This is a genomic window from Sorangium sp. KYC3313 (genome assembly GCF_052075895.1).
Classification (GTDB): Bacteria; Myxococcota_A; Polyangia; order Polyangiales; family Polyangiaceae; genus Sorangium; species Sorangium cellulosum_B.
Genome location: NZ_CP197255.1, coordinates 87858 through 108113 on the forward strand (window position 1 = coordinate 87858; position 20256 = coordinate 108113).

The 20256-nt window shown below is 70.8% G+C and carries 14 protein-coding genes and 1 pseudogene; 6 read left to right on the plus strand and 9 right to left on the minus strand.

The window, feature by feature from the left end; translation table 11 throughout:
- Positions 1 to 15: 15 nt before the first annotated feature.
- The 6 genes and pseudogenes from ACSRUE_RS00330 to cobJ all read left to right on the plus strand — a co-directional run bounded on the left by ACSRUE_RS00330 (position 16) and on the right by cobJ (position 6405).
- Complete coding sequence (locus ACSRUE_RS00330; RefSeq protein ID WP_441289275.1) at positions 16 to 1161, plus strand: cobalt-precorrin-5B (C(1))-methyltransferase; 1146 nt, start codon at positions 16 to 18, stop codon at positions 1159 to 1161.
- Positions 1158 to 1886 (plus strand): precorrin-8X methylmutase, encoded by a 729-nt coding sequence (locus ACSRUE_RS00335; RefSeq protein ID WP_441289276.1) that lies wholly within the window; start codon positions 1158 to 1160, stop codon positions 1884 to 1886. Before ACSRUE_RS00330 ends, ACSRUE_RS00335 begins: the two co-directional genes overlap by 4 nt.
- The gene (cbiE, locus tag ACSRUE_RS00340; protein ID WP_441289277.1) at positions 1883 to 3208 is read left to right on the plus strand and encodes a precorrin-6y C5,15-methyltransferase (decarboxylating) subunit CbiE; all 1326 of its coding nucleotides are present in this window, start codon (positions 1883 to 1885) and stop codon (positions 3206 to 3208) included. Before ACSRUE_RS00335 ends, cbiE begins: the two co-directional genes overlap by 4 nt.
- Complete coding sequence (gene cobI / locus ACSRUE_RS00345) at positions 3205 to 4005, plus strand: precorrin-2 C(20)-methyltransferase (protein ID WP_437762082.1); 801 nt, start codon at positions 3205 to 3207, stop codon at positions 4003 to 4005. The genes cbiE and cobI overlap by 4 nt, the downstream gene beginning before the upstream one ends.
- Positions 4002 to 5141: a cobalt-precorrin 5A hydrolase gene (locus tag ACSRUE_RS00350; RefSeq protein WP_441289278.1), complete on the plus strand. Its 1140-nt coding sequence runs from the start codon at positions 4002 to 4004 to the stop codon at positions 5139 to 5141. The genes cobI and ACSRUE_RS00350 overlap by 4 nt, the downstream gene beginning before the upstream one ends.
- Positions 5134 to 6405 (plus strand): annotated as a pseudogene (cobJ, locus tag ACSRUE_RS00355) (precorrin-3B C(17)-methyltransferase). The gene ACSRUE_RS00350 and the pseudogene cobJ overlap by 8 nt, the downstream one beginning before the upstream one ends.
- A gap of 98 nt (positions 6406 to 6503) precedes the next feature.
- Here cobJ and ACSRUE_RS00360 read toward each other — a convergent pair.
- From ACSRUE_RS00360 to ACSRUE_RS00400, 9 genes are all read right to left on the minus strand, one after another.
- Entirely contained in the window at positions 6504 to 6944 is a 441-nt protein-coding gene (locus ACSRUE_RS00360) for a hypothetical protein (protein WP_441289279.1), read from the minus strand.
- A gap of 608 nt (positions 6945 to 7552) precedes the next feature.
- Entirely contained in the window at positions 7553 to 9778 is a 2226-nt protein-coding gene (locus ACSRUE_RS00365; RefSeq protein WP_441289280.1) for a TOMM precursor leader peptide-binding protein, read from the minus strand.
- Positions 9779 to 9918: 140 nt separating this feature from the next.
- The gene (locus ACSRUE_RS00370) at positions 9919 to 11073 is read right to left on the minus strand and encodes an amidohydrolase family protein (RefSeq protein ID WP_441289281.1); all 1155 of its coding nucleotides are present in this window, start codon (positions 11071 to 11073) and stop codon (positions 9919 to 9921) included.
- Between the two features lie 17 nt (positions 11074 to 11090).
- On the minus strand, positions 11091 to 13325 hold the full coding sequence (locus ACSRUE_RS00375) for a TOMM precursor leader peptide-binding protein (protein ID WP_441289282.1): 2235 nt from the start codon (positions 13323 to 13325) through the stop codon (positions 11091 to 11093).
- An 18-nt stretch (positions 13326 to 13343) separates the two neighbouring features.
- Positions 13344 to 14306 (minus strand): BMA_0021/BMA_0022 family TOMM bacteriocin, encoded by a 963-nt coding sequence (locus ACSRUE_RS00380; protein WP_441289283.1) that lies wholly within the window; start codon positions 14304 to 14306, stop codon positions 13344 to 13346.
- 59 nt (positions 14307 to 14365) lie between these two features.
- Positions 14366 to 14530: a hypothetical protein gene (locus ACSRUE_RS00385; protein ID WP_441289284.1), complete on the minus strand. Its 165-nt coding sequence runs from the start codon at positions 14528 to 14530 to the stop codon at positions 14366 to 14368.
- A 215-nt stretch (positions 14531 to 14745) separates the two neighbouring features.
- The gene (locus ACSRUE_RS00390) at positions 14746 to 15195 is read right to left on the minus strand and encodes a hypothetical protein (protein WP_441289285.1); all 450 of its coding nucleotides are present in this window, start codon (positions 15193 to 15195) and stop codon (positions 14746 to 14748) included.
- Positions 15196 to 15276: 81 nt separating this feature from the next.
- Entirely contained in the window at positions 15277 to 16134 is an 858-nt protein-coding gene (locus ACSRUE_RS00395; RefSeq protein ID WP_441289286.1) for a BMA_0021/BMA_0022 family TOMM bacteriocin, read from the minus strand.
- A 2-nt stretch (positions 16135 to 16136) separates the two neighbouring features.
- Positions 16137 to 20213: a TOMM system kinase/cyclase fusion protein gene (locus tag ACSRUE_RS00400; protein WP_441289287.1), complete on the minus strand. Its 4077-nt coding sequence runs from the start codon at positions 20211 to 20213 to the stop codon at positions 16137 to 16139.
- Positions 20214 to 20256 lie beyond the last annotated feature (43 nt).

Sequence of the window (20256 nt, forward strand, 5' to 3'; positions counted from 1 at the left end):
GTTCAGGATCCCTGGATGGCAGAGCTCCGGCCAAGAGACCCGAAGGGGCAGCGCGAGGGGTTCACGACGGGCGCGTGCGCGGCCGCCGCGGCCAAGGCGGCGGCGCGCGTGCTCGCGCGCGGCGCGGCGGTCGACGCCATCGAGACCACCCTGCCGAACGGGCAGAAGGTCACCTTCCCGCTGAGCCGCTGCGATCGCGACGGGCCGCGCGCCACGTGCAGCGTCATCAAGGACGCCGGCGACGATCCCGACTGCACGCACGGCGCCGAGCTCGTCGCCGAGGTCGAGCTCCGCCGCGAGCCGGGCGTCGAGATCCGCGGCGGCGCCGGGGTCGCCGTCGTCACCAAGCCGGGGCTCGGGCTGCCCGTCGGCGCGCCGGCCGTGAACCCCGTGCCCCGCCGGAACATCACCGAGATGGTCCTCGAGGAGCTCGAGGGCTCGGGCTTCGCCGGGGCCACGGTGACCCTCAGCGTCCCCCAGGGCGAGGAGATGGCGAAGCAGACCATCAACGCGCGGCTCGGGCTCCTCGGCGGCATCTCCATCCTCGGGACGAGCGGGATCGTGAAGCCGTACTCGACCGCCGCCTTCCGCGCGAGCGTCGTGCAGGCGATCGACGTCGCCGCCGAGCGCGGCATCGCGGCGCTCGCGCTGACGACCGGCGGCAAGTCCGAGGCGTACGCGATGAAGCTCTACCCGGAGCTCCCGGAGGAGGCGTTCATCCAGGTGGGCGACTTCATCGGCACCGGGGTCCGCCACGCCGCGCGGCGGCGGATCGTGCGCGCTGTCATCGTCGGCATGATCGGCAAGCTCTCGAAGATGGCCGACGGCAAGATGATGACGCACGCCGCCGGCTCGGAGGTGAGCATGGAGCTGCTCGCGCAGATCGCCGAGGAGCTCGGCGCGCGGACGGAGATCGCCGCCGAGATCCGGCAGGCGAACACCGCGCGGCACGTGCTCGAGCTGTGCCAGCGCGAGGGGCTCACCGGCGTGCCGGGGGGGATCTGCCGGCGCGTCGTCGAGCACACCTCGCGTCACGCGGGCGGCGCCCTCGAGGTGCACGCCTGCCTCGTCGATTTCAACGGGGCGCTGCTCGGCCGGTATCCGGCCGGCGACGCCGGTGCCATCGGTGCGGACAGAGCGGAGAGAGCGGAGGAGCCATGAGCGGTGATGAGGTGCGCGCGGTGAACGACATGCGGCAGATGACCGCGCTCGGGCGGCGCATCGAGGACAAGAGCTTCGCGATCATCGACGAGGAGGCCGGCGCGCACGGGTTCCCGGAGGCCGAGTGGCAGGTCGTCCGCCGCGTGATCCACGCGACAGCGGACTTCGAGTTCTCGTCGCTCATGCGGCTCCACCCCGAGGCGATCGCGCGGGGCATCGCGGCGCTCCGGGGCGGCGCGCCGGTCCTGGTCGACGTGAAGATGATCGGCGTCGGCCTGAACGAGCAGCGGCTCGCGTCGTACGGCTGCGCGATCCACTGCTTCATCTCGGACGACGACGTGATCCAGGCCGCCTCCGCGGCCGGCTCGACCCGCGCGATCGAGTCGATGCGCAAGGCGCACCGGCTCGGGCTCCTCGACGGCGCGATCGTCGCGATCGGCAACGCGCCGACGGCCCTGCTCGAGGTCGTGCGCCTCGCCCGGGAGGAGGGGGCGCGGCCGGCGCTCGTCATCGGCGTGCCGGTCGGCTTCGTGTCGGCGGCGGAGTCCAAGGAGGCCCTGATCGCGTCCGGGCTCCCCTCCATCGTGGCGCGCGGCCGCAAGGGAGGCAGCCCCATCGCCGTCGCGATCGTCCACGCGCTGCTGCTCCTGTCGGCGGACTCGGCGGGACCGGCGGGATCGGCAGCATCCGCGGGCCCGGCCGAGCCGGCCAAGGTGGCGCGATGAGCGCGCGCCGCGCCGTCACCGTCGTCGGCATCGGCGACGACGGGTGCGCCAGCCTGTCGAGCCGCGCCGCGTCCGCGGTCGCCCGCGCCGAGGTGCTCGTGGGGGGCGAGCGGCACCTCGAGTTCTTCCCGCAGTTCCGCGGCGAGAAGATCGCCCTCAAGGGCGGCCTGTCCGCGGCGCTCGACCGCGTGGACGCCCTGTCCGCCGAGCAAAACGTGTGCATCCTCGCCTCGGGCGACCCGCTGTTCTTCGGCGTCGGCGCGCTCGTCGTCCGGAGGCTCGGCGGCGAGCACGTCGAGATCATCCCGAGCCTGAGCTCGGTCCAGTGGGCGTTCGCGCGCACCGGCATCGCCTGGGACGACGCCGCGTTCGTCTCGGTCCACGGGCGCTCCCCCGAGGGGTTCGCGACGCGCCTCCGCCGGCTCTCGAAGGTCGCGGTGCTGACCGACGGCGAGAACGGCCCGGCCCGCCTCGCGGCGCGGCTCCTCGAGCACGGCGACGCCGGCTGGAAGGCGTGGGTCTGCGAGAGCCTCGCCGGCGCCGGCGAGCGCGTGCGCGCGTTCGACCTCCCCGCGCTCGCCGCCTGCGAGGACATCGGCCCGCTGAACGTGCTCCTGCTCCTGCGGAGCGACCCCGCGTGGCGCCCGCCGCCGGCCGTCCCCTACCTGCACGAGGACGTGTTCGCGAAGCGCATGCCGAAGAACGGCCTCATCACGAAGCGCGAGGTGCGCATGCTCTCGATCGCCTCGATGGCGATCCGCCCCGACGCGGTCGTCTGGGACGTCGGCGCCGGCTCGGGGTCGGTCTCGATCGAGGCGGCGATGCTCTGCCCCCTCGGGCGGGTCCATGCGATCGAGGTCGACCCGGAGGGCGTGGAGATCTGCCGCGACAACGTCCGCGCGCACGGGGTCGACAACGTGCGCGTCGTCGCGGGCCGCGCGCCCGAGGCGCTCGCGGGGCTCGAGGACCCGGACGCGGTGTTCGTCGGAGGGAGCAAGGGCAGCATGGAGGAGATCGTCACGGTGGCGCTCGATCGGCTGCGGCCGGGCGGCCGGCTCGTAGTCAACGCCATCACGATGGAGAACGTCGCCGAGACGTACCGCGCGCTGCGGGCGCGGGGGCTCGACCCCGAGGTCACGCTGCTCTCGGTCTCGCGCGGCGTCCCGCTCGCGCGCTACGTGCGGTACGAGGCGCTGAACCCGATCCACATCTTCGCCGCGACGAAGCCGGCGAAGGCGCAGGAAGCCGTTGAAGCGGAGGGCGCGGAGCCGGCCCGGCCCGCGCCCTCCGGTACGCCGCGGTCCACCTCGGAGGCGTCATGAGCGGCCTCGGCAAGCTCTACGGCGTCGGCGTCGGCCCCGGCGCGCCGGACCTGCTCACGCTGCGCGCCGTGCGCGTGCTGCAGGAGGCGGACGTGCTCGCGCTCCCCCGCAGCTCGGACTTCGGCGCCTCGATGGCCTACCGGATCCTCGAGCCCGTCGTCGGCAAGCAGCGGGACAAGGAGCGGCTGCTCCTCACCTTCCCCATGAGCAAGGACCCGGATCGCGTCCGCCCCTACGTGGACGCGGCCGTCGAGAAGATCGGCGACCGGCTCTCGCGCGGCCTCACCGTCGCGTTCGCCACCGAGGGGGATCCGTCGCTCTTCAGCACCTTTGTCTATGTGCGCCGCGAGGCGCTCCGCCGCTTCCCCGGGCTCGAGGTCGAGGTCGTCCCCGGCGTCACCTCGGTCACGGCGGTCCCTGCCGTGAGCGGGCTCGCGCTCGCCGACGGGCAGGAGCGCATCGCCATCCTGCCCGCCACGTACGGCGTCGACGACCTGACCGACGTCCTCCGGCGCTTCGACACCGTGGTCCTGATGAAGATCGGCTCGGAGATGCCGAAGGTGACCGAGGCGCTCACGCGCGCCGGCCTCCTCGATCGGGCCGTGTTCGTGTCCAAGGCGACGATGCCCGAGCAGCGGATCGTCCGCGATCTCCGGGCCGCGCAGGGCGAGCGGGGCGACTGCTTCGCCATGGTCGTTGTCACGCGCGGCGAGCGCAGCGGGCTGCTCGTCGGGGAGGCCCCGGCCTCGCCGCCGGGCGGCTTCGACAAGGCTGTTACCGAACCGGAGGCCCCATGACCGCCGAGCGCAAGCCCTACGCCATCTACGCCATCACGCGGCACGGGATCTCGATCGCGCGCAAGCTCATCGAGGGGCTGCCGGGCGCGGATCTCTACGTGTCGCAGAAGCTGTTCGACGGGGCGCCGGCGGGGGCGAAGCCGCTGCCGTTGCCGATGGGGCCGCTCCTGACCGAGGCGTTCACGGCCTACGACTGCCATGTCTTCGTGATCAGCGTCGGCGCGGTCGTGCGCATGATCGCGCCCCTGCTCAAGAACAAGAAGGTCGATCCTGCGGTCGTGTGCGTCGACGACACGGCGCGCTTCTCGATCTGCGTGCTCTCCGGGCACGTCGGGCGGGGCAACGCGTTCACCGAGAAGGTGGCCGGGCTGCTCGGCGCGCAGCCGGTGGTGACCACGGCGTCCGACGCGCTCGGGACGCTGACGGTCGACATCCTCGGCCGGGAGCTCGGATGGACCCTTGACGATCCCGACCGCAACGTGACGCGCGGCTGCGCCGCCGTCGTGAACGCCGCGCCGGTGCTGTTCGTCCAGGAGACCGGCGAGCCCTCGTTCTGGCCCGAGGCGACGGCGCTGCCGCCGGGCGTGCGTTACGCAACGTCGCTCGACGGCGTGGACCCCGGCGCGTGGGAGATCCTGCTCGTCGCGAGCGATCGCGATCTCTCCCGCTCGCACCCCGGGATCGTCGAGCGCGCCGTCGTCTACCGGCCGAAGAGCCTGGTCCTGGGTATCGGCTGCGATCGCGGCGCGCCGCTCGCCATGGTGGAGCGCGGCGTCGACCGGCTGCTCGAGGAGCACGGGCTGTCGGCGAGATCGGTGAAGGCGCTGGCGACGATCGACAAGAAGGCCGACGAGGAGGCGCTGCTCGCGCTGTCGGCGCGGCGGGGGTGGCCGCTGGTCACGTTCACGCCCGAGGAGCTCGACGCCACCGAGGGCATCGAGAACCCGTCGGAGACGGTGAAGAAGCACGTCGGCGCCCGGGGCGTCGCCGAGCCGGCCGCGCTGCGGGCGGCGGGGGCCGCGAGGCTGCTCGTGCCGAAGCGGGCGTACACCGAGGAGGGCGTGGGGCGGTCCATGACGCTCGCGGTGGCGCGCGTCCCGTTCGCGAAGCGCAGCGTGGAGGAGAGCCATGGGTGACAGCAAAGGAGTCCTGTCGATCGTCGGGATCGGCCCTGGCGCCGAGGAGCACGCGTCCCGCGCCGCCCTCGAGGCGATCGCGGCCTCGGACCTCATCGTCGGGTACACGACCTACATCCGGCTGGTGAAGCACCTGATCGAGGGCAAGGAGGTGATCAAGACCGGCATGACCGAGGAGATCGGCCGGGCGCGCGCCGCGGTGGAGCGGGCGCGGGACGGGGCGCGCGTCGCGATCATCTCGTCGGGCGACGCGGGCGTTTACGGCATGGCCGGGCTCGTCTTCCAGGTGCTGGAGGAGATCGGCTGGAAGCGCGGCGGGTCGCCAGAGCTCCGCATCGTGCCCGGGATGACGGCGCTCAACGCGTGCGCGTCGCTCGTCGGCGCGCCGCTCGGCCACGACTTCTGCGCCATCTCGCTCTCGGACCTCCTGACCCCGTGGCCGGTCATCGAGCGGCGGCTCGAGGCCGCGGCCGCGGCCGACTTCGTCATCGGCCTTTACAATCCGGCGAGCGGGCGGCGGACGCGCCAGATCGTGCGGGCCCAGGAGATCATCCGCCAGCACCGCGCGGGCACGACGCCGGTCGCGCTGGTGAAGAGCGCCTACCGCAAGCTGGAGAGCGCGGTGCTCACCGATCTCGACCATTTCCTCGAGTACGAGATCGGGATGCTGACGACGGTGCTCGTCGGGTCGACCAACACCTTCATGTTCGAGGGGTACATGGTCACGCCGCGCGGGTATACCAACAAGTACACATGGGATGGAGCCGCGCTCCCCGGCCAGACGCCGGGGCGCACGCTCGTGCTCTCCGAGGAGAGCGGCACCGCGGAGGAGGTCTAGATGGCACGCGTAGGGAGGCTGGGCGGCGCGATCCTCGCCGAGACCCAGGGGGCGTATTACCTCATCGGCAACACCAAGGCGCCGTGCGACTTCCGCGCGGCGGGGTTCGAGCCGCCGGACGAGGTCGACCTCGTGAAGGGGGCTTATGTCCGGCTCAAGCCGCTGCGCGACGCGGGCGAGATCGAGGTGGCGCCGCCGGTGCTGCTGCTCGACGTCGAGGGCGAGGAGCTCGCGAAGAAGCTCGTCCACCGCTTCGTGATCGACCGGAACGGCTCGGTGAGCGAGCGGCTGTGGCGGCTCGTCTACAGCCACGACGACCCGCTCGACGACGCCGAGGCGCCGGTCGAGCGGGACGCGCGCTGGCTGGGCGGGATCCCCGAGCCGATCTGGCAGCTCGTGCGGGACAACGTCCTGCGCTGCCTCTGAGCTCGGCTCCTGACGCACGCCGGCGAAGCTCGCGAGCGGCCGACGCCGGGCGCGATCTCACCATGCGCCTCGATCCCCAGCACAGGACCGAACTCGCGCTAGTTCCGCGTGGTGACGGTCCAGTTGTCCGACGTGTTCTGACCGCCTGTATCGGCCACCACGTCGTATGTGATATTCCCGCTCTTGATGGAGAACGAGATTGTGCCCGAGATATAGTTGAGCGCCTGCTGCGTGGGCGTCACGAAGAAGCCCTGCGTCGGAGACGTCGTGGAAGGGGCCACGGAGGAGAAGACCATCTTACCTCCCGGGATCACTATCGAAAAGCTAGACGTCACCGGGTCCTTGCTCGCCGACCACCAAACGATGATATCCTCCTGCTTCAGGGTAACATTCTGCAGCGCGTATTCGCTTTTGTTGGTCACCGAGATATTCACGGTGTTCACATTGTTTACGCCGAGGTTGGTCTGGCCGAGCGAATACGTGAAATTGATCACGACGTCACTCGGATCGACCGTAAGGATTTGCCTGCTTTTGCTCATGATTCACTCCTGCTCGTTGGTGAGAGTTGCTGCCTGAGCGGCGACCTTGCGTCGAGGCCCCCTTGGCCTAGACCGGGCGCCGCCCGTCATGGCGCGAAGGGCAGGTTTGCCCCGTGCGCCAAACCTGTTTTGTGTGAAGGTTGCCGCGTCGGGCCTACGTTCGTACGACCCCCGAAGCGCGGCAAAGCGGGGACACGGGAAGTCGGCTTTCTCCGCGGCGAGGAACGCAAACGTCACGCCCCTCGCCCGCGGCGCCTCGAATTGTCTCTAGAGCCGGGTCACCTCGATCCCCTGTCCCCTGTCCACTGTCCACTGTCCACTGTCACTTGCAGCACGCATACCAGGCACTCGAACCGCCTCCCGCGAGCCGCCGACGTGGCGATCGGCGCGGCCCGCGCGGGCATGCAGGGGCCCCCGGCAGCCGACGACGGCCGGGCTGCGTCACCTGGAGACACGACGCTTCTTCCAGAGACATGCGCGGCCGGCCATGGAGCCGGGGGGCACGTGGGCAGACGAACCTCACCCCGATTGGCCGGCTGCTTCCGTTGCACGAGGCGCGCGTGCGTGCCCTCGTGGAGGAGGATCTCGCATGCGCGGATCCTCGGCAGCTAGACGAACAGAGAAACCGGGTTGAGCTCGCCCTCGGCGAGCGGGCGGGCGAGCCACCCCAGCGCGCAGGGCACCTGGTAGAGCCTCCCCGGGCCGAACCGGGGCCAGAAATGGCGTAGCCCCGGGACGATGACCTGGACCACGGGCAAGCCGATGTCGGGGCGGGTCTTGTCCACCGCGACGAGCTCCAGGCCCGCGGCGTCGAGGCGACCCAGGCATTGCTCGATATCGGCGCGCAGATCGGCGCCGCCGATCCGGGGCAGGTGCTCGGCCGCGACCCGGCGGAGATCGGGGCTCGGGAAGAGATGCGCGCGGTCCGGCAGCCGCTCGAGGTCCCACGGCGCCCGGCGCGCGCCTTCAGGCTCGAAGAGCTGATTCAGCTCGGTGAGCGATCGCTGCACGGCGAGGCGCGGGTCGAGGTGGCAGCCGAACCCGATGGTGAACCGATCCTCCCGGGCCTCGTGGGCGAGCGCGACGCAGGTGGGGATACCGAGGTCGTGCGTCAGATCGAGCACCCAGACGGCCCAGCCGAACCGGGCATAGTCCGCCTGGAGGGCTTCGAAGTACGGGTCCCCGAAGCTGTCGAGCGCGATGGCCGGGCGCGCGAGCCGGTTGTACCACCAGACCGCAGCGGCATCGCGCTCCACGAGCTCGAGCAGGGCCTGGAGCACGGCCTCCTCGAGGCAGGTGCCGGCCGCCACCCCGTTGCCGCAGGGGCCGCAGAACGCGGTGCCGCTCTCGGCCGGGGCCTCGGCGTAGCAGTAGGCCAGCGGGACGTAGCGCCGCTCGCGCTTGCTCAGCGACCAGGCCGGGGTCCAGTCGATCCGGGTGCCGGCGTCGAGCGGCTCGGGTACCCACTGGCGACGATCCGCTGCCCGCGCGTTGAGGTGAGCGCGCTCGCGGTACTGCGCCTCGCTGAAGTTCAGCAGATCGCCGGGCGAGAGCGCCGCCGCGCCGAGCTCGTCCTTGCTGCCGCGGACGCGCGCCTCGTCCCCCTGGTAGACGCCGCTGGTTCGCTCGAGCGCCTCGCAGAGCGCGCTCACCCTGGCCTGGTCCGCGCTGCGCCCCTTGCCGGCGCAGCTCTTGTCGAAGACGTTGGTGCGCGGGACGCCCTCCCGGGGGCAGGCCAGGTAGCCGGACGCGTACACGGCGCGGAGCTCGGTGTCCCGCCCCGGCATCGGCACGAGGTACGTCACGGCGCCGGTGATCGGGCTGACGAGGTGCTGATAGCGCTCGTAGGTCCGCCGCGGGGTCTGCCGGCGATATCCACCGTCCTCGTAATGCGCCTTCTCCACCGGCTGCAATTCGATCGGGCGCTCGCCGACGGCCGCCATCCGCGCCGGATCGCCGCACGCCGGGCACTGCGGCCTCCGGACGACCGCGTGCGCGGTGATCTCGAACGTGGCCAGGTCGAGGGCGAGCACCCGGGAACCGAGCGCCTGAGGAGAGCTGGACTCCTCCCTGGCGAGCGCGCGGGCGATGGCCGAGGCGCCGAGCCCGCAGGCGGTCCGTACGCTCGCCTCGGTGGCCGCCCTGGGGGGAGGGACGTGGCCCTCGTGCCCCCGGCGCCGGCGAACGAGCTCCTCGACCGGGCGGTTCTGGCGCATCCGGAACGCCAGGCATTCCCAGCAGGGGCCGGCGCCGGGCTCGAAGACGGGCCCGATGAGCGGCCGGACGCCGGCAGGCTTGATCAGGAACCAGCGCGCCCCTTCACGCAGCGCGCGGCGGTTGATCGAGGCCAGCTCGGGCTGCAAGCAGTCGTCGGCCACGACCACGTGCACCGCCGCCTCGCCGTCGATCCGCACGCCTGCCTGTTCGAGCGCCTCGGTCATCCATGCAGCGGGAGCGGCTTCGCCGACGGCCAGGACCGACACCGGGGTCCGGCTCAAGGCCTCGGCAGCCGCCTTGCCGTCGAGACCCACCCCGCGCCAGAACGCCGCGTGCTCGGAGGGGAGCTCCGGTGTTGCGGGGACCAGGTAGCCGCGCGCCGCGAGCCGGCTCAGGGCATACAGGGTCTCGGGCTCGGAGAACCGACCGCGCGCGGCGCTCAGGATCTCGTGCACCGTGCGCCGGCCGTCGACGAGCGCGGCCACCTCGGCGGCGCAGGCGCCGGATACGACGAAGCGCTCGCGCTCGCCGATCAGGAAGACCACGCCCGCATCCATGCGCTCGACGCGCAGGGTGGGCTTGAACGCCAGCACCTGGCTCAATTCCAGAGGATCCATCGCCGTTCCTGTTTTCACCCGCCAAGGAGCATGTGCAAGTGGCTCGCTCGAGGAGAGCGACCGCCGGATGGCCGGGGATCGCCTCGCCTCCCTGGACCCATCAGGATCCGGGCGGAGCGGAGCCGCCCGCGGCCGTGCCCCTACACCCCCATGAGGCCGCAGGGGCTCTCCCAGAGGATCGTCCGCAGCGCCTCGTCCCCGAGCGCGTCCCGCAGCGCCATCACCTCGTCGACCATCCCGGGCCCGTGGTCGAGGTGGGGGAAATCGGTTCCGAATACCATCCGCGTCGCGCCGATCTCCTTCACCACCCGGTCGAGCATCGCCTCGCCGGGCTCGAGCGCTATCCAGCACTGCCGCTGGAAGTACTCGGAGGGCGGCCGGCGCACCCGGCCGCGCACCTCGCCGCGCATCTGCGCGTACTCGACGTGGTCGAGCCGCCAGAGCCAGTAAGGCAGAAAGCCGCACCCCGCCTCGAGCAGGCCCACCCGCAGCGTCGGGTGGGCCTCGAGAACACCACCCTCGATCAGAGAGAGCAGCGCCATCATCGCCTCCATCGGATGAGAGCAGGCATGCCGGCCAAATTGGGTCTGGAAGCGATCAGCGCCTGCCGTGGGGAGACGCGCGTGTGTGCCCTCGTGCAGGAGGACGGCGACCGCGTGGTGCTCGCACGCGGCCCAGAATCGCGCATAGGCAGGAGCGCTCAGCGTGCGGCCCTGCACCGGGTTGGGCCGGAGGACCACCGAGCGCACGCCGCCATGGACCGCTTGCTCGAGATCGCCCACCATGGCCTCCGGATCGTGGCGTGAGATGAGCGCCGGGCCCAGGAGTCTCTCGGGCGCGCTCGAGCAGAAATCGCCCAGCCATCGATTGTATCCGCGGGCGTAGGCGCGCGAGCGCTCCGCGTCGATGGAGTCGTCGTTGACCAGGTAGGTCGCGAACGTGGGGAGCATGACGGCGACGTCGACGCCGGTCTTGTCCATCTCGTCGAGGTGCCCCCGAGGCGTCGTTGCGGCGGCAAGAAGCTCGCGACGCCCCTCGGCGATGAGCCCGACCTCGATGTACGCCGCCTCGGGGACGCGCATGACGGGCTCGCCAGCCACACAGAGGATCTGGGGCGTGGGCAGGAGCGCGTGCTCACCCAGGCGACTCAGCCGCTCGGCCAGGGGCTCGGGGGGGCCGAAGGGCTCGAACCGAGGCGCAACTTCTCGCATCCGCGCCGGCAGGTACTCCGGCCACATGGCGACGGGCTCGAGGACGTGACGGTCCACATCGATGATCCGAAATCCATCTCGCATCCTCAGCTCCTCGGCGGCTAGACGAACAGAGGGACAGGGTTGAGCTCGCCCTCGGCGAGCGGCCGGTCGAGCCACCCCAGCGCGCACGGTACCTCGTAAAGCCTCCCCGGGCCGAATCGCGGCCAGAAATGACGCAACCCCGGGACGATCACCTGGACCACATGCAAGCCGATATCCGGGCGGGTCTTGTCCACCACGATGAGCTCCAGGCCCGCCTTGTCGAGGCGCCTCATGCATTCCTGGATGTCAGCGCGCAGATCGGGGCCGCAGATCCGGGGCAAGTTCTCCGCCGTGACCCGCGGGAGGTCGGGGCGGGGGAAAAGATACGCGCGGTCAGGCAGCCGCTCGAGGTCCCACGGCGCCCGGCGCGCGCCTTCGGGATCGAAGAGCTGGTTGAGCTCGGTGAGCGCTCGCTGCACGGCGAGGTGCGGGTCGACGTGGCAGCCGAACCCGATGGCGAACCGATCCGCCCGGACCTCGTGGGCGAACGCGACGCAGGCGGGGATGCCGAGGTCATGGGTCAGGTCAAGCGCCCAGACGGCCCAGCCGAGACGAGCGTAGTCGGCCTGGAGGGCCGCGAAGTACGGGTCCCCGAAGCTGTCGAGGTCAATGGCCGGGCGACAGAGTCGGTTGTACCACCAGATGGCGGCGGCGTCGCGCTCCACGAGCTCGAGCAGGGCTTGCAATACGGCCTCTTCGAGGCAGGTGCCGGCCGCCACCCCGTTGCCGCAGGGGCCGCAGAACGCGGTGCCGCTCTCGGCCGGGGCCTCGGCGTAGCAGTAGGCCAGCGGGACATAGCGCCGCTCGCGCCTGCTCAGCGACCAGGCCGGAGTCCAGTCGATCCGGACGCCGGCATCGAACGGCTCGCGCACCGACTTGGGCCGATCTGCCCCATGCGCGTTGACATTGAGACGATCGCGCGCGCGGTACTGAGCCTCGCTGAAGTTCAACAGATCGCCGACGGCCAGCGCCGCCGCGCCGAGCTCGTCCTTGCTGCCGCGGACGCGCGCCTCGTCCCCCTGGTACACGCCGCTGTAGCGCTCGAGGGCCTCGCAGAGCGCGCTCACCCTGGCTTGGTCCGCGCTGCGTCCCTTGCCCGCGCAGCCCTTGTCGAAGACGTTGGTGCGCGGCACGCCGTCCTGAGGGCAAACCAGGTAACCGGACGCGTACACGGCGCGAAGCTCGGTGTCCCGTCCTGGCATCGGCACGACATAGGTCACGGCGCCGGTTATCGGGCTGATGAGGTGCTGGTAGCGCTCGTACGTCTGCCGCGGGGTCTGCCGGCGATATCCGCCGTCCTCGTAGCTCGCCTTCTCGACCGGTTGCAGGTCGATCGGGCGCTCGCCGACGGCCGCCATCCGCCCTGGATCTCCGCACGTCGCGCACTGCGGCCTCCGGACAACCGCATGCGCGCTGGTCTGGAAAGTGGCCAGGTCGAGGGCGAGCACCCTGGAGCCGAACGCAGGGGTGGAGCAGGTCTTCTCCCTGGCGAGCACGCGGGCGATGATCTGGGCGCCAAGCCCGCAGGCGGTCCGTACGCTCGCTTCGGTGGCCGCCCTGGGGGGAGAGATGTGGCCCTCGAGCTTCCGGTGACGGCGCACCAGCTCCTCGACCGGGCGGTTCCGGCGCACCCAGAACGAGAGGCAATCCCAGCAGGGGCCTGCGCCCGGCTCGAAGACAGGCCCGAGGAGCGGCTCTACGCCGATGGGCTTGATCAGGAGCCAGGGCGTCCCCTCATGCAGCGCGCGGCGGTTGATCGAGGAGAGCTCGGGCCGCAGGTAGTCGTCGCTCACGACGACTCGCACGGGAGCCTCGCTGTCGATACGCACGCCCGCCTGTTCGAGCGCCTCGATCATCCACCTGGACAGAGCGGCTTCGCCGAGGATCTGGACCGATACGGGGGTGCGGCGCAGCGTCTCGGCGGCGACCTTGCCGTCAATGCCTACCCCGCGCCAGAACGCGGCGCTCTCGGGGGGAAGCTCTGGAGCTGCGGGGACCAGGTAGCCTCGCGCCGCGAGCTGGCCCAGGGTGTACAGGGCTTCTGGTTCGGAGACGCAAGCGCGCGCCGCGACCAGGATGTCGCGGACGGTGCGCCGACCGTCGACGAGCACGGCCACCTCGGCCGTGCGCGCGCCGGAGAGGACGAAGCGCTCCCGCTCACCGGTCAGGAAGACCACGCCGGGATCCATGCGCTCGACCCGCAAGGTGGGCTTGAACGCCAGCACCTGGCTCAGCTCCAGAGGTTCCATCATCGGTCCTGACTCCGCCCGCTAAGAACAGCAGCTAAACGGGTACGCGGCTCCCGTGGCGTTGTATACGGCGAGCGCGATGGACTCGGACTCCACGTTGCTCGGCTTGGGGGGCAGATAGAGCATGAGCGTGTGAGGCTGGATCGAATCCCAGTACGACGGATGGTCCTTGTCGAGTGGAGATCCCGGCCGATGCCACCGGGCTGCGCCATCCTCCTCGACGCGCAGGCTCATCTTCCAAGGCAACCTGTAACCTCGGATGGTTTGCAGCGCTGATGCAGGATCGATCTTGAGCGCCCGTCTAAAACCCTCGTCGCTCCAAGCTTTGGCCATCGCCGCAAGCAGCACGACATTGAACTCGGCGAACGAGTTGTCGTCGGGAACGAAGCCTCCTGCAGGAGGGCCGCTGTGGAGGCCGACGCGCTCTTCACCCGCCTGTTCGCCCTCATGATGGCTCTCCTCGGGCTCCCGGCCTCGTTCGCGGCGACCGGGGTGCTGCAGCTCCCCGTGGTCCGCCAGGAGCGCCCGAAGGTCGAACCCGCCCCCTTTGTCCTGAGAGCGTGCATGAACCCCGTGCTGGTCGTACTCCTGGCTCCAGTGATCGCTGAACAGCGACGGGCGCTGCTTATAATAATCCGCGAGCGCCCTCGAGTAGTCCCCCGGATGGAGATCTTCCCGCAGACCACGGTTTCCTGAACGAGTTGCGGAGCCCTTTGGCGCGAGCGGCAGGCGCAGCGTCAGGCAGTCGAGCAGGTCCCTGGGCCAGACCCACTCATCGCGGATCCACCTGAACTCCTCGTCGGCTCGTGCAATCTGGAGCTCGCACGTTCTCGGCCACGGCCAGATATAGCCAAATCGATCCTTGAGCGCGGAAGTGGGGTTGTCCCCGGTCAACTCCTCGCCAAAACCGTTCGGATCGGCCCACGCCTCTGCAATCGCGCGCAGGTACGTCGTGCGAAACTCCATCAATTTGTTCATGCTCATGATTCTCTCCTTCGTGACCGTCTATCGCAATCTCTTGCAGGCGAGGGTGAAGCGCTCGTTCACGCACCGCGCGGGCGCGCTGCTTCCGAAAACCCCATGAGCCGCGCAGCGTTGTCCCACAAGGCTGCCCGGAGCACGTCGTCGGCGAGCGGCGCGCCGCTGTCGAACAACCTGGCGACGATCATGGGAACGTGGTCGACGTGGGCTGTGGTCTTGGTGCCCATGGGTCACCGCTCCGTGAGAGGTAACTTCAACAGCGCTGTATGCTCGAGCTCGTGTCCGTTGGAAGCATTCGAGAGTGCCGACAGGAGAGCGCAAGACGGCGCGACGTGTCAAGCGGTAGCACACTTGCGGACGGGCTCGTCACCCATCCGTGAAGGCTGGTTGTCGGCGTCGAGCACCGCCAGGAGATTCGGATCGACCTCACCAGGGCGTCCCCTCACGCAGCGCGCGGCGGCTGATCGAGGAGAGCTCGGGCCGCAGGGAGTCGTCGCTCACGACGACCTGCACGGGAGCCTCGCTGTCGACGCGCACGCTCGCCTGCCCGAGCGCCTCGATCATCGAAGCCGCCGGGGCCGCCGTGCCAACGGCTCGGACCGACACCGCGGCGCAGCGCCTGGACGGCCGACTTGCCGTCCAGGCCCTGCCCGTACCAGAACGCCACGCGCTCGGCGGGCAGCTCGGAGGCCGCGCAGGCCAGGTAGCCGCGCGCCACGAGCTGGCTCAGCGTATACAGGGCCTCTGGCTCGCAGACCCGGCCGCGCGCCGCGCACAGGATGTCGTGCACGCTGCGCCGGCCGTCGACGAGCGCAGCCACCTCGATCGTCCGTGCGCCGGAGAGGACGAAGCGCTCCCGCCCACCGATCAGAAAGAGCGCGTCGTCCTCCATGCGCTCGACCCGCAAGGTGGGCTTGAACGCCAGCACCTGGCTCAGCTCGAGAGGGGCCATGATCAGTCCTGGCTCCATCCATCACGTGCAGCAGGTGAACGGATATTCTGCTCCCGTGGCGTTGTATATGGCGAGGGCGAGCGGCTCGCTCTTCGGATCGCTCGGTTTCGTGGGCAAATAGAGCGTGAGCTTGTGCTTCTCGTTGAACTCCCAGTACGACTGCTTCAGCTTCGGCCGCGAGAGAGCAAGTTGCTCCTCGCCACGCGGCGAGCTGGGGTCAATTGGCGGGTGCCACTTGGACGTGGTATCCTCCTTGACGCAGATCATCATCTTCCATGGGACCTTGTAACCTCGGACGGCATGCAGGGCGACCGTGGGGTCGACCTCAAGCGTCTCTCTGAAGGCGTCGTCGTTCCAGGCCTTGGCCATCGCCGCGAGCAGCGCGACCTTGAACGCGGGAAACTCCGCGTCATCAGGGATGAAGCCGCCAACAGGAGGCGGGCTGCTAGGGCCACTCTCCCCGAGTCTCGATTGCATCCGATCCGTGTTGTCGTTATCGTGACGAGGACCTCTCGGGCCGTTCTCGTCGTACTTCGTTCCCCAGTCGTCGCTGAACAACGACGCGCGCTGTTTGTAAAAATCCGCGAGCGCCATCGCGTTGTAGTCAGCGTCCTCGGACGGGGGCTTGAGCGGCAAGGCCAGCGTCAGGTTGTCCGCCAGGCCCTTGGACCAGACCCAGTCGTTGCCAATCCACTTGAACTGGTCGGGGGCGGCCTTGATTTCGAGATCGCATACGTCCTTCCACGGCCAGTGATAGCCAAAGTAATCTTTGAGAGCCTTGCAGACGTCCTGCGTCAGATAGTCATGAAATGACGGATCACTCCACGCCTGCGCGATGGCGCGAAGGTATGTCGTGCGAAACTGCATCAATTTGTTCATGCTCATCGATTCAAGCCCTCGTGATTGTCGACCTCGATCTCTCGCAGCCCAGGGTGGAGCGCGAGCAGCTGTTCGAGCCGGGCTCGGCCCTGCTCGGTGCTCCCGAAGCGCCGGTGCAGCTCCATCGTGGCCAGCGCCTCGATCCTGGGGATGTCCTGCAGCCGCGCCATCCGAGCCGCCTGCTCCAGCGAGGTCCGCACGCCCTCGGCCGCGGGATCCGCGCGCGACTGGTACATGGCACGGCGCCAATGCAGCTCGGGCTCGTAGAAGTGCTCGTCGTCCTCGCGACACAGGGACAAGCAATGGTCGATGCACGCAATGGCCGCGTCCAGGTGGCCGCGCTCCGCCGCGCCGTGCGCCGCCAGGGAGCCATAATACGAGAGGCTGAGCTTGCACCCGAGGCGGGCGAGGCTATCGAGGATCGCTCGACCGCGCCGCTCGTCGCCGAGCGCCCAGTCGTGAAGGAGCGCCGCGTACCCTTCATACGCAGGCAGCCCGTATTTGGCGGCCAACGTGAGGAGCTCGCCCGTCATGGCGGCGACCGCGCTCCTATCGCCGGCGAGCTGATAGACCACGCACCCGTAAAGCAAGCCGATGGCGATGGATGGGATATGGCCGACCTCGCGCGCCCACTCCACGGCGCTCGTCACGAGCGCGAAGGCGGCAGCCGCGTCGCCGGAGAACCAGCGGAGCTGCGCCGCGAGCGTCTTCGCCAGGACCAGCGAGTCCAGACCGAAGCGCGCCCCGTGGTCCCGATGAACGGCGGGATCGTACAGCTCGATCGCGCGCTCCAGAGATTGCCATGCGGCGCCGTGGTCGCCGTCCGCGTGCAGCGCGACCCCATGGACCGCCGCGGCGGCAGCGCGGAGCCCCTGGTCGCCGCTGCGCTCGGCGACGGCGATCAGCTCCTCCGCCACCGCGCGCGCCGCCCGGCGGTTGCTCGCGACATGATGGTAGGTGAACAGAAACCACAGCGTCGGCACCCTGTGCTCGCTGTCCTGCTCGAGCCGCTGCAACAGGCTGGCCGAGCGATCGGCGGTCGCCTTGACCTGCGGATCGGCCCAGCTCCGGGTCGCCATGAGGGCCTGGGTCAAGACGCCGTTCGCGGCCAGCTCCGCCTCGACCGCCTCGGCGCCTGGCAGCGCTTCGATCCATGCGAGGACGTTGGAAGCGTGCGCGATGGCCTCGGCATAGGTCGAGCGTTGCAGCCCCTGCTCCGCGGCCCGCTGCGCGTAACCCACTGCCTCCCGCTTCTGCTCCGCCGCCGCGTGATGCTGCGCGAGCAGATCCGGCCGCGTCCGGACCACTTCGGGAAACCCCTCCTCCAGCGTCTCCGCGATGCGCGCGTGGATCCGCTGCCGCGCGCCGGTGGACAGCGACTCGTACGCCGCATCCCGCACCAGCGCGTGCTTGAACATCCCCACCGCCTCCTTCCCCCGCCGCCTGCGCAGCACGAGCCCCGCGCTCATCAGGCGCTCCAGATCCTCCGCCACCGCCGCCGGGCCGAGCGGGCTCGCGGCCGAAAGCGCCTTCAGGCTGAACTCCCGGCCCAGCGCCGCCGCGAGCTGGGCTGTCTGCTTGGCGCGCGCAAGCCGATCCAGGCGCGCCGTGAGCAGCGCCCGCAGCGTCCCCGGGATCGCCGCGCTCGAGAGCGGCCGGGTGAGCTCGTAGCGATCGTCCCGCTCCACCAAGAGCAGCGCGTCGAGCATCATCCGGAGCAGCTCCTCCGCGAAGAGCGGCACCCCGTCCGCGCGGTCCGTCACCTGCTCGATCACGGCGGGAGGCAGCGCCTTGTGGCCCACCAGCCCGGCGAGCATCTCCTCCATCTGCCGACGCTCCAGGCGGCTCAGCGGGAGCAGCAGCACGTCGGCCGTCGAGAACGACGGTGAGAACTCAGGGCGAGCCGTCATGACGACGCACATGGGGACCGCGGGCACCTCGCGAACCAGCTCCGCGAGGAACTCCATCGTGGTGGGGTCGGCCCAGTGCAAATCTTCGGCCAGCAGAAGGACGGGCCGCATGTCGGCCATCGCGAGGAGCAGCGACGCGACCGCCTTGAGCGTCAGCGCCTTCTGCCGCTGCGCCGAGACGTCGAGCGGGGCATACGGGGCGCCGAGGGGCAGGGAGAAGAGCGGCACGAAGAGCGGCATGGACTCGGCCAGCGCGAAGCCGTGGCCGGCGAGCTCCCCCTCGAGCCGCGCGATCTTGCTGCCCGCGTCGGGCTCCTGGTCGAGCCCGAGCGCGCGCTCGAGGAGCTCGATCACCGGGCGCAGGGGGCTGTTTTGCGTGGCGGGCGAGCACCGCGCCTCGAGGAAGGTGTGGTCCTCGTGCGCTACCCGATCGCGCAGCGCGCGCGCCAGGCGGCTCTTGCCGATGCCGGGCTCGCCGGTGATGAGGCTCGACTGGCCCGCCCCCTCGCACGCGCGGCGCCACCGCTCCAGGAGGAGCCCGATCTCCCCATCTCGACCGGAGAGCGGCGGCTTCGAGCCGTCGGGGGTCGGCCACCTCGCCGCGGCGCCGTGCTCCTGCCCGAGGCGGTAGGTCTCCACCGGCGCCGCGGTTCCCTCGATGGAGCAGGCCCCTTCGCTCTCGAGGTCGAAGGAGGCGCGCAGCAGCGCTTGCGACGCGGCGCTGACCGCCACGGCCCCCGGCGGTGCCAGCGCGGCGAGCCGCGCGGCGAGCCGCGGGGTGGCGCCGGTGACGAGGCACGCGCCGTCGAGATCCCCCAGGTTCCCGTCGACGACCAGGCCGGTGTGGAGGCCGACGCTCACGTCGATCCGCACGCCCGGCGCCGCGCTGCGTGGGTCCTCGGCGTCCTCGGGTTGCGCGGCGCCGGCCATCGCCAGCGCCGCGCGGGCAGCGCGCCTGGCGTCGTCCTCCGCCGCGCTGGGGTAGCCGAAGTAGACCAGCAGATCGTCGCCGAGCGCCGCGGCCACGTACCCCCCGTACCGGCGCCCGACGTCCGCGCAGAGGGCGAGCGCCGCGCGCAGGGGGTCGTCCAGCCCCTCGGCGTCGGCGGCCTGCCCGGCGGCCGCGCGCGCCCTCAGGTGACAGCAGAGCGCCGTCAGCTGCCGGCGCTCGCCGTCGAGCGCGGGCCCCCTCCGCCGGTCGAGCGACGTGGCGACCGCCGCGGCCGAGGCGAGCGACCGCGTGTCGGCGCCGGCCGGAGCGCCGCCGGCGCCGAGCATCGCCTCGCGCGAGAGCCCGCGCAGGGTGCAGGCCTCGAGCGCCTCGAAGAGCCCACGGGCGGTGACATCGCGCGCGCCCTCGTCCTTGCGGAGAGCGCGGGCGAGCAGGTCGCCCAAGGGGTGGCGCTCGAGCGCGGCGGGGATCGGGACGGGATCGGGGCCGAGCAGCCGGTAGAAGATCTCGGCCTCCGTGCCGCCGTAGGCCGGCTTGCCCGTCAGGCACTCGAGGAACACGAGGCCCCACGAGAACAGATCCGCGCGCGGCGAAGCCTCGGCGCCGCGCCACTGCTCCGGCGCCCCGTAGCCGGGCGTGCCCAGCGCGTCGTGGCTGCCAGTCAGGCGCGTGGATCGCCCGTCGTCGAGCGTGGCGCCGATCCCGAAGTCGAGCACCAGCGCGTTGCGGCGGGCGCCCGTGGGGATCACCATGATGTTGCTGGGCTTGAGGTCGCGGTGGACAACGCCCGCCGCGTGGGCGCAGGCGAGGGCGTCGAGCACCTGGAGCATCAGGTGCCGCGCCTCGGACGGCGCGAGCGCGCCCTCTCGCTCGAGCAGGGCGGCGAGGTTGTCGCCGGGCGCGAAGGCGAACGCGGCGTAGAGGGTCCCATCTTCCACCTGCCCCGCGTCGACGAGCTGGACGAGGTTGGGGTGGTGGAGCTGGGCGCAGAGCCGCATCTCGCGCAGGAAGCGCGTGACCCGCCTGTCGGCCTGCGCGACGCCTCCCTGCTCGGCGAGGCGCAGGATCTTCAGGGCGATCGGCTGCCCGGTGGTGAGCTGGCGGGCCTTGTGCACCACGCCGAAGCCGCCCTCGCCGAGCTTGGCCAGGATCTCGTAACGCCCGTCGAACGTGGCGCCTGGCGCGAGCGCGGCACCGTTTGCGACATCGCATTGCATGCTCGATCTCGTGGTCGCAGGAGGCGCTCGGAGAGCGCTGGCA

Excerpts from the sequence above, each read along its gene's own strand:
- ACSRUE_RS00370 (WP_441289281.1), bottom strand. The coding sequence starts at position 11,073 with ATGCGAGATGGATTTCGGATCATCGATGTGGACCGTCACGTCCTCGAG.
- ACSRUE_RS00335 (WP_441289276.1), top strand. The coding sequence starts at position 1,158 with ATGAGCGGTGATGAGGTGCGCGCGGTGAACGACATGCGGCAGATGACC.
- ACSRUE_RS00385 (WP_441289284.1), bottom strand. The coding sequence starts at position 14,530 with ATGGGCACCAAGACCACAGCCCACGTCGACCACGTTCCCATGATCGTC.
- ACSRUE_RS00390 (WP_441289285.1), bottom strand. The coding sequence starts at position 15,195 with ATGGAGGACGACGCGCTCTTTCTGATCGGTGGGCGGGAGCGCTTCGTC.
- ACSRUE_RS00380 (WP_441289283.1), bottom strand. The coding sequence starts at position 14,306 with ATGAGCATGAACAAATTGATGGAGTTTCGCACGACGTACCTGCGCGCG.
- ACSRUE_RS00395 (WP_441289286.1), bottom strand. The coding sequence starts at position 16,134 with ATGAACAAATTGATGCAGTTTCGCACGACATACCTTCGCGCCATCGCG.
- ACSRUE_RS00360 (WP_441289279.1), bottom strand. The coding sequence starts at position 6,944 with ATGAGCAAAAGCAGGCAAATCCTTACGGTCGATCCGAGTGACGTCGTG.
- ACSRUE_RS00330 (WP_441289275.1), top strand. The coding sequence starts at position 16 with ATGGCAGAGCTCCGGCCAAGAGACCCGAAGGGGCAGCGCGAGGGGTTC.
- ACSRUE_RS00400 (WP_441289287.1), bottom strand. The coding sequence starts at position 20,213 with ATGCAATGCGATGTCGCAAACGGTGCCGCGCTCGCGCCAGGCGCCACG.
- ACSRUE_RS00375 (WP_441289282.1), bottom strand. The coding sequence starts at position 13,325 with ATGATGGAACCTCTGGAGCTGAGCCAGGTGCTGGCGTTCAAGCCCACC.
- ACSRUE_RS00365 (WP_441289280.1), bottom strand. The coding sequence starts at position 9,778 with ATGGATCCTCTGGAATTGAGCCAGGTGCTGGCGTTCAAGCCCACCCTG.
- cobI (WP_437762082.1), top strand. The coding sequence starts at position 3,205 with ATGAGCGGCCTCGGCAAGCTCTACGGCGTCGGCGTCGGCCCCGGCGCG.
- ACSRUE_RS00350 (WP_441289278.1), top strand. The coding sequence starts at position 4,002 with ATGACCGCCGAGCGCAAGCCCTACGCCATCTACGCCATCACGCGGCAC.
- cbiE (WP_441289277.1), top strand. The coding sequence starts at position 1,883 with ATGAGCGCGCGCCGCGCCGTCACCGTCGTCGGCATCGGCGACGACGGG.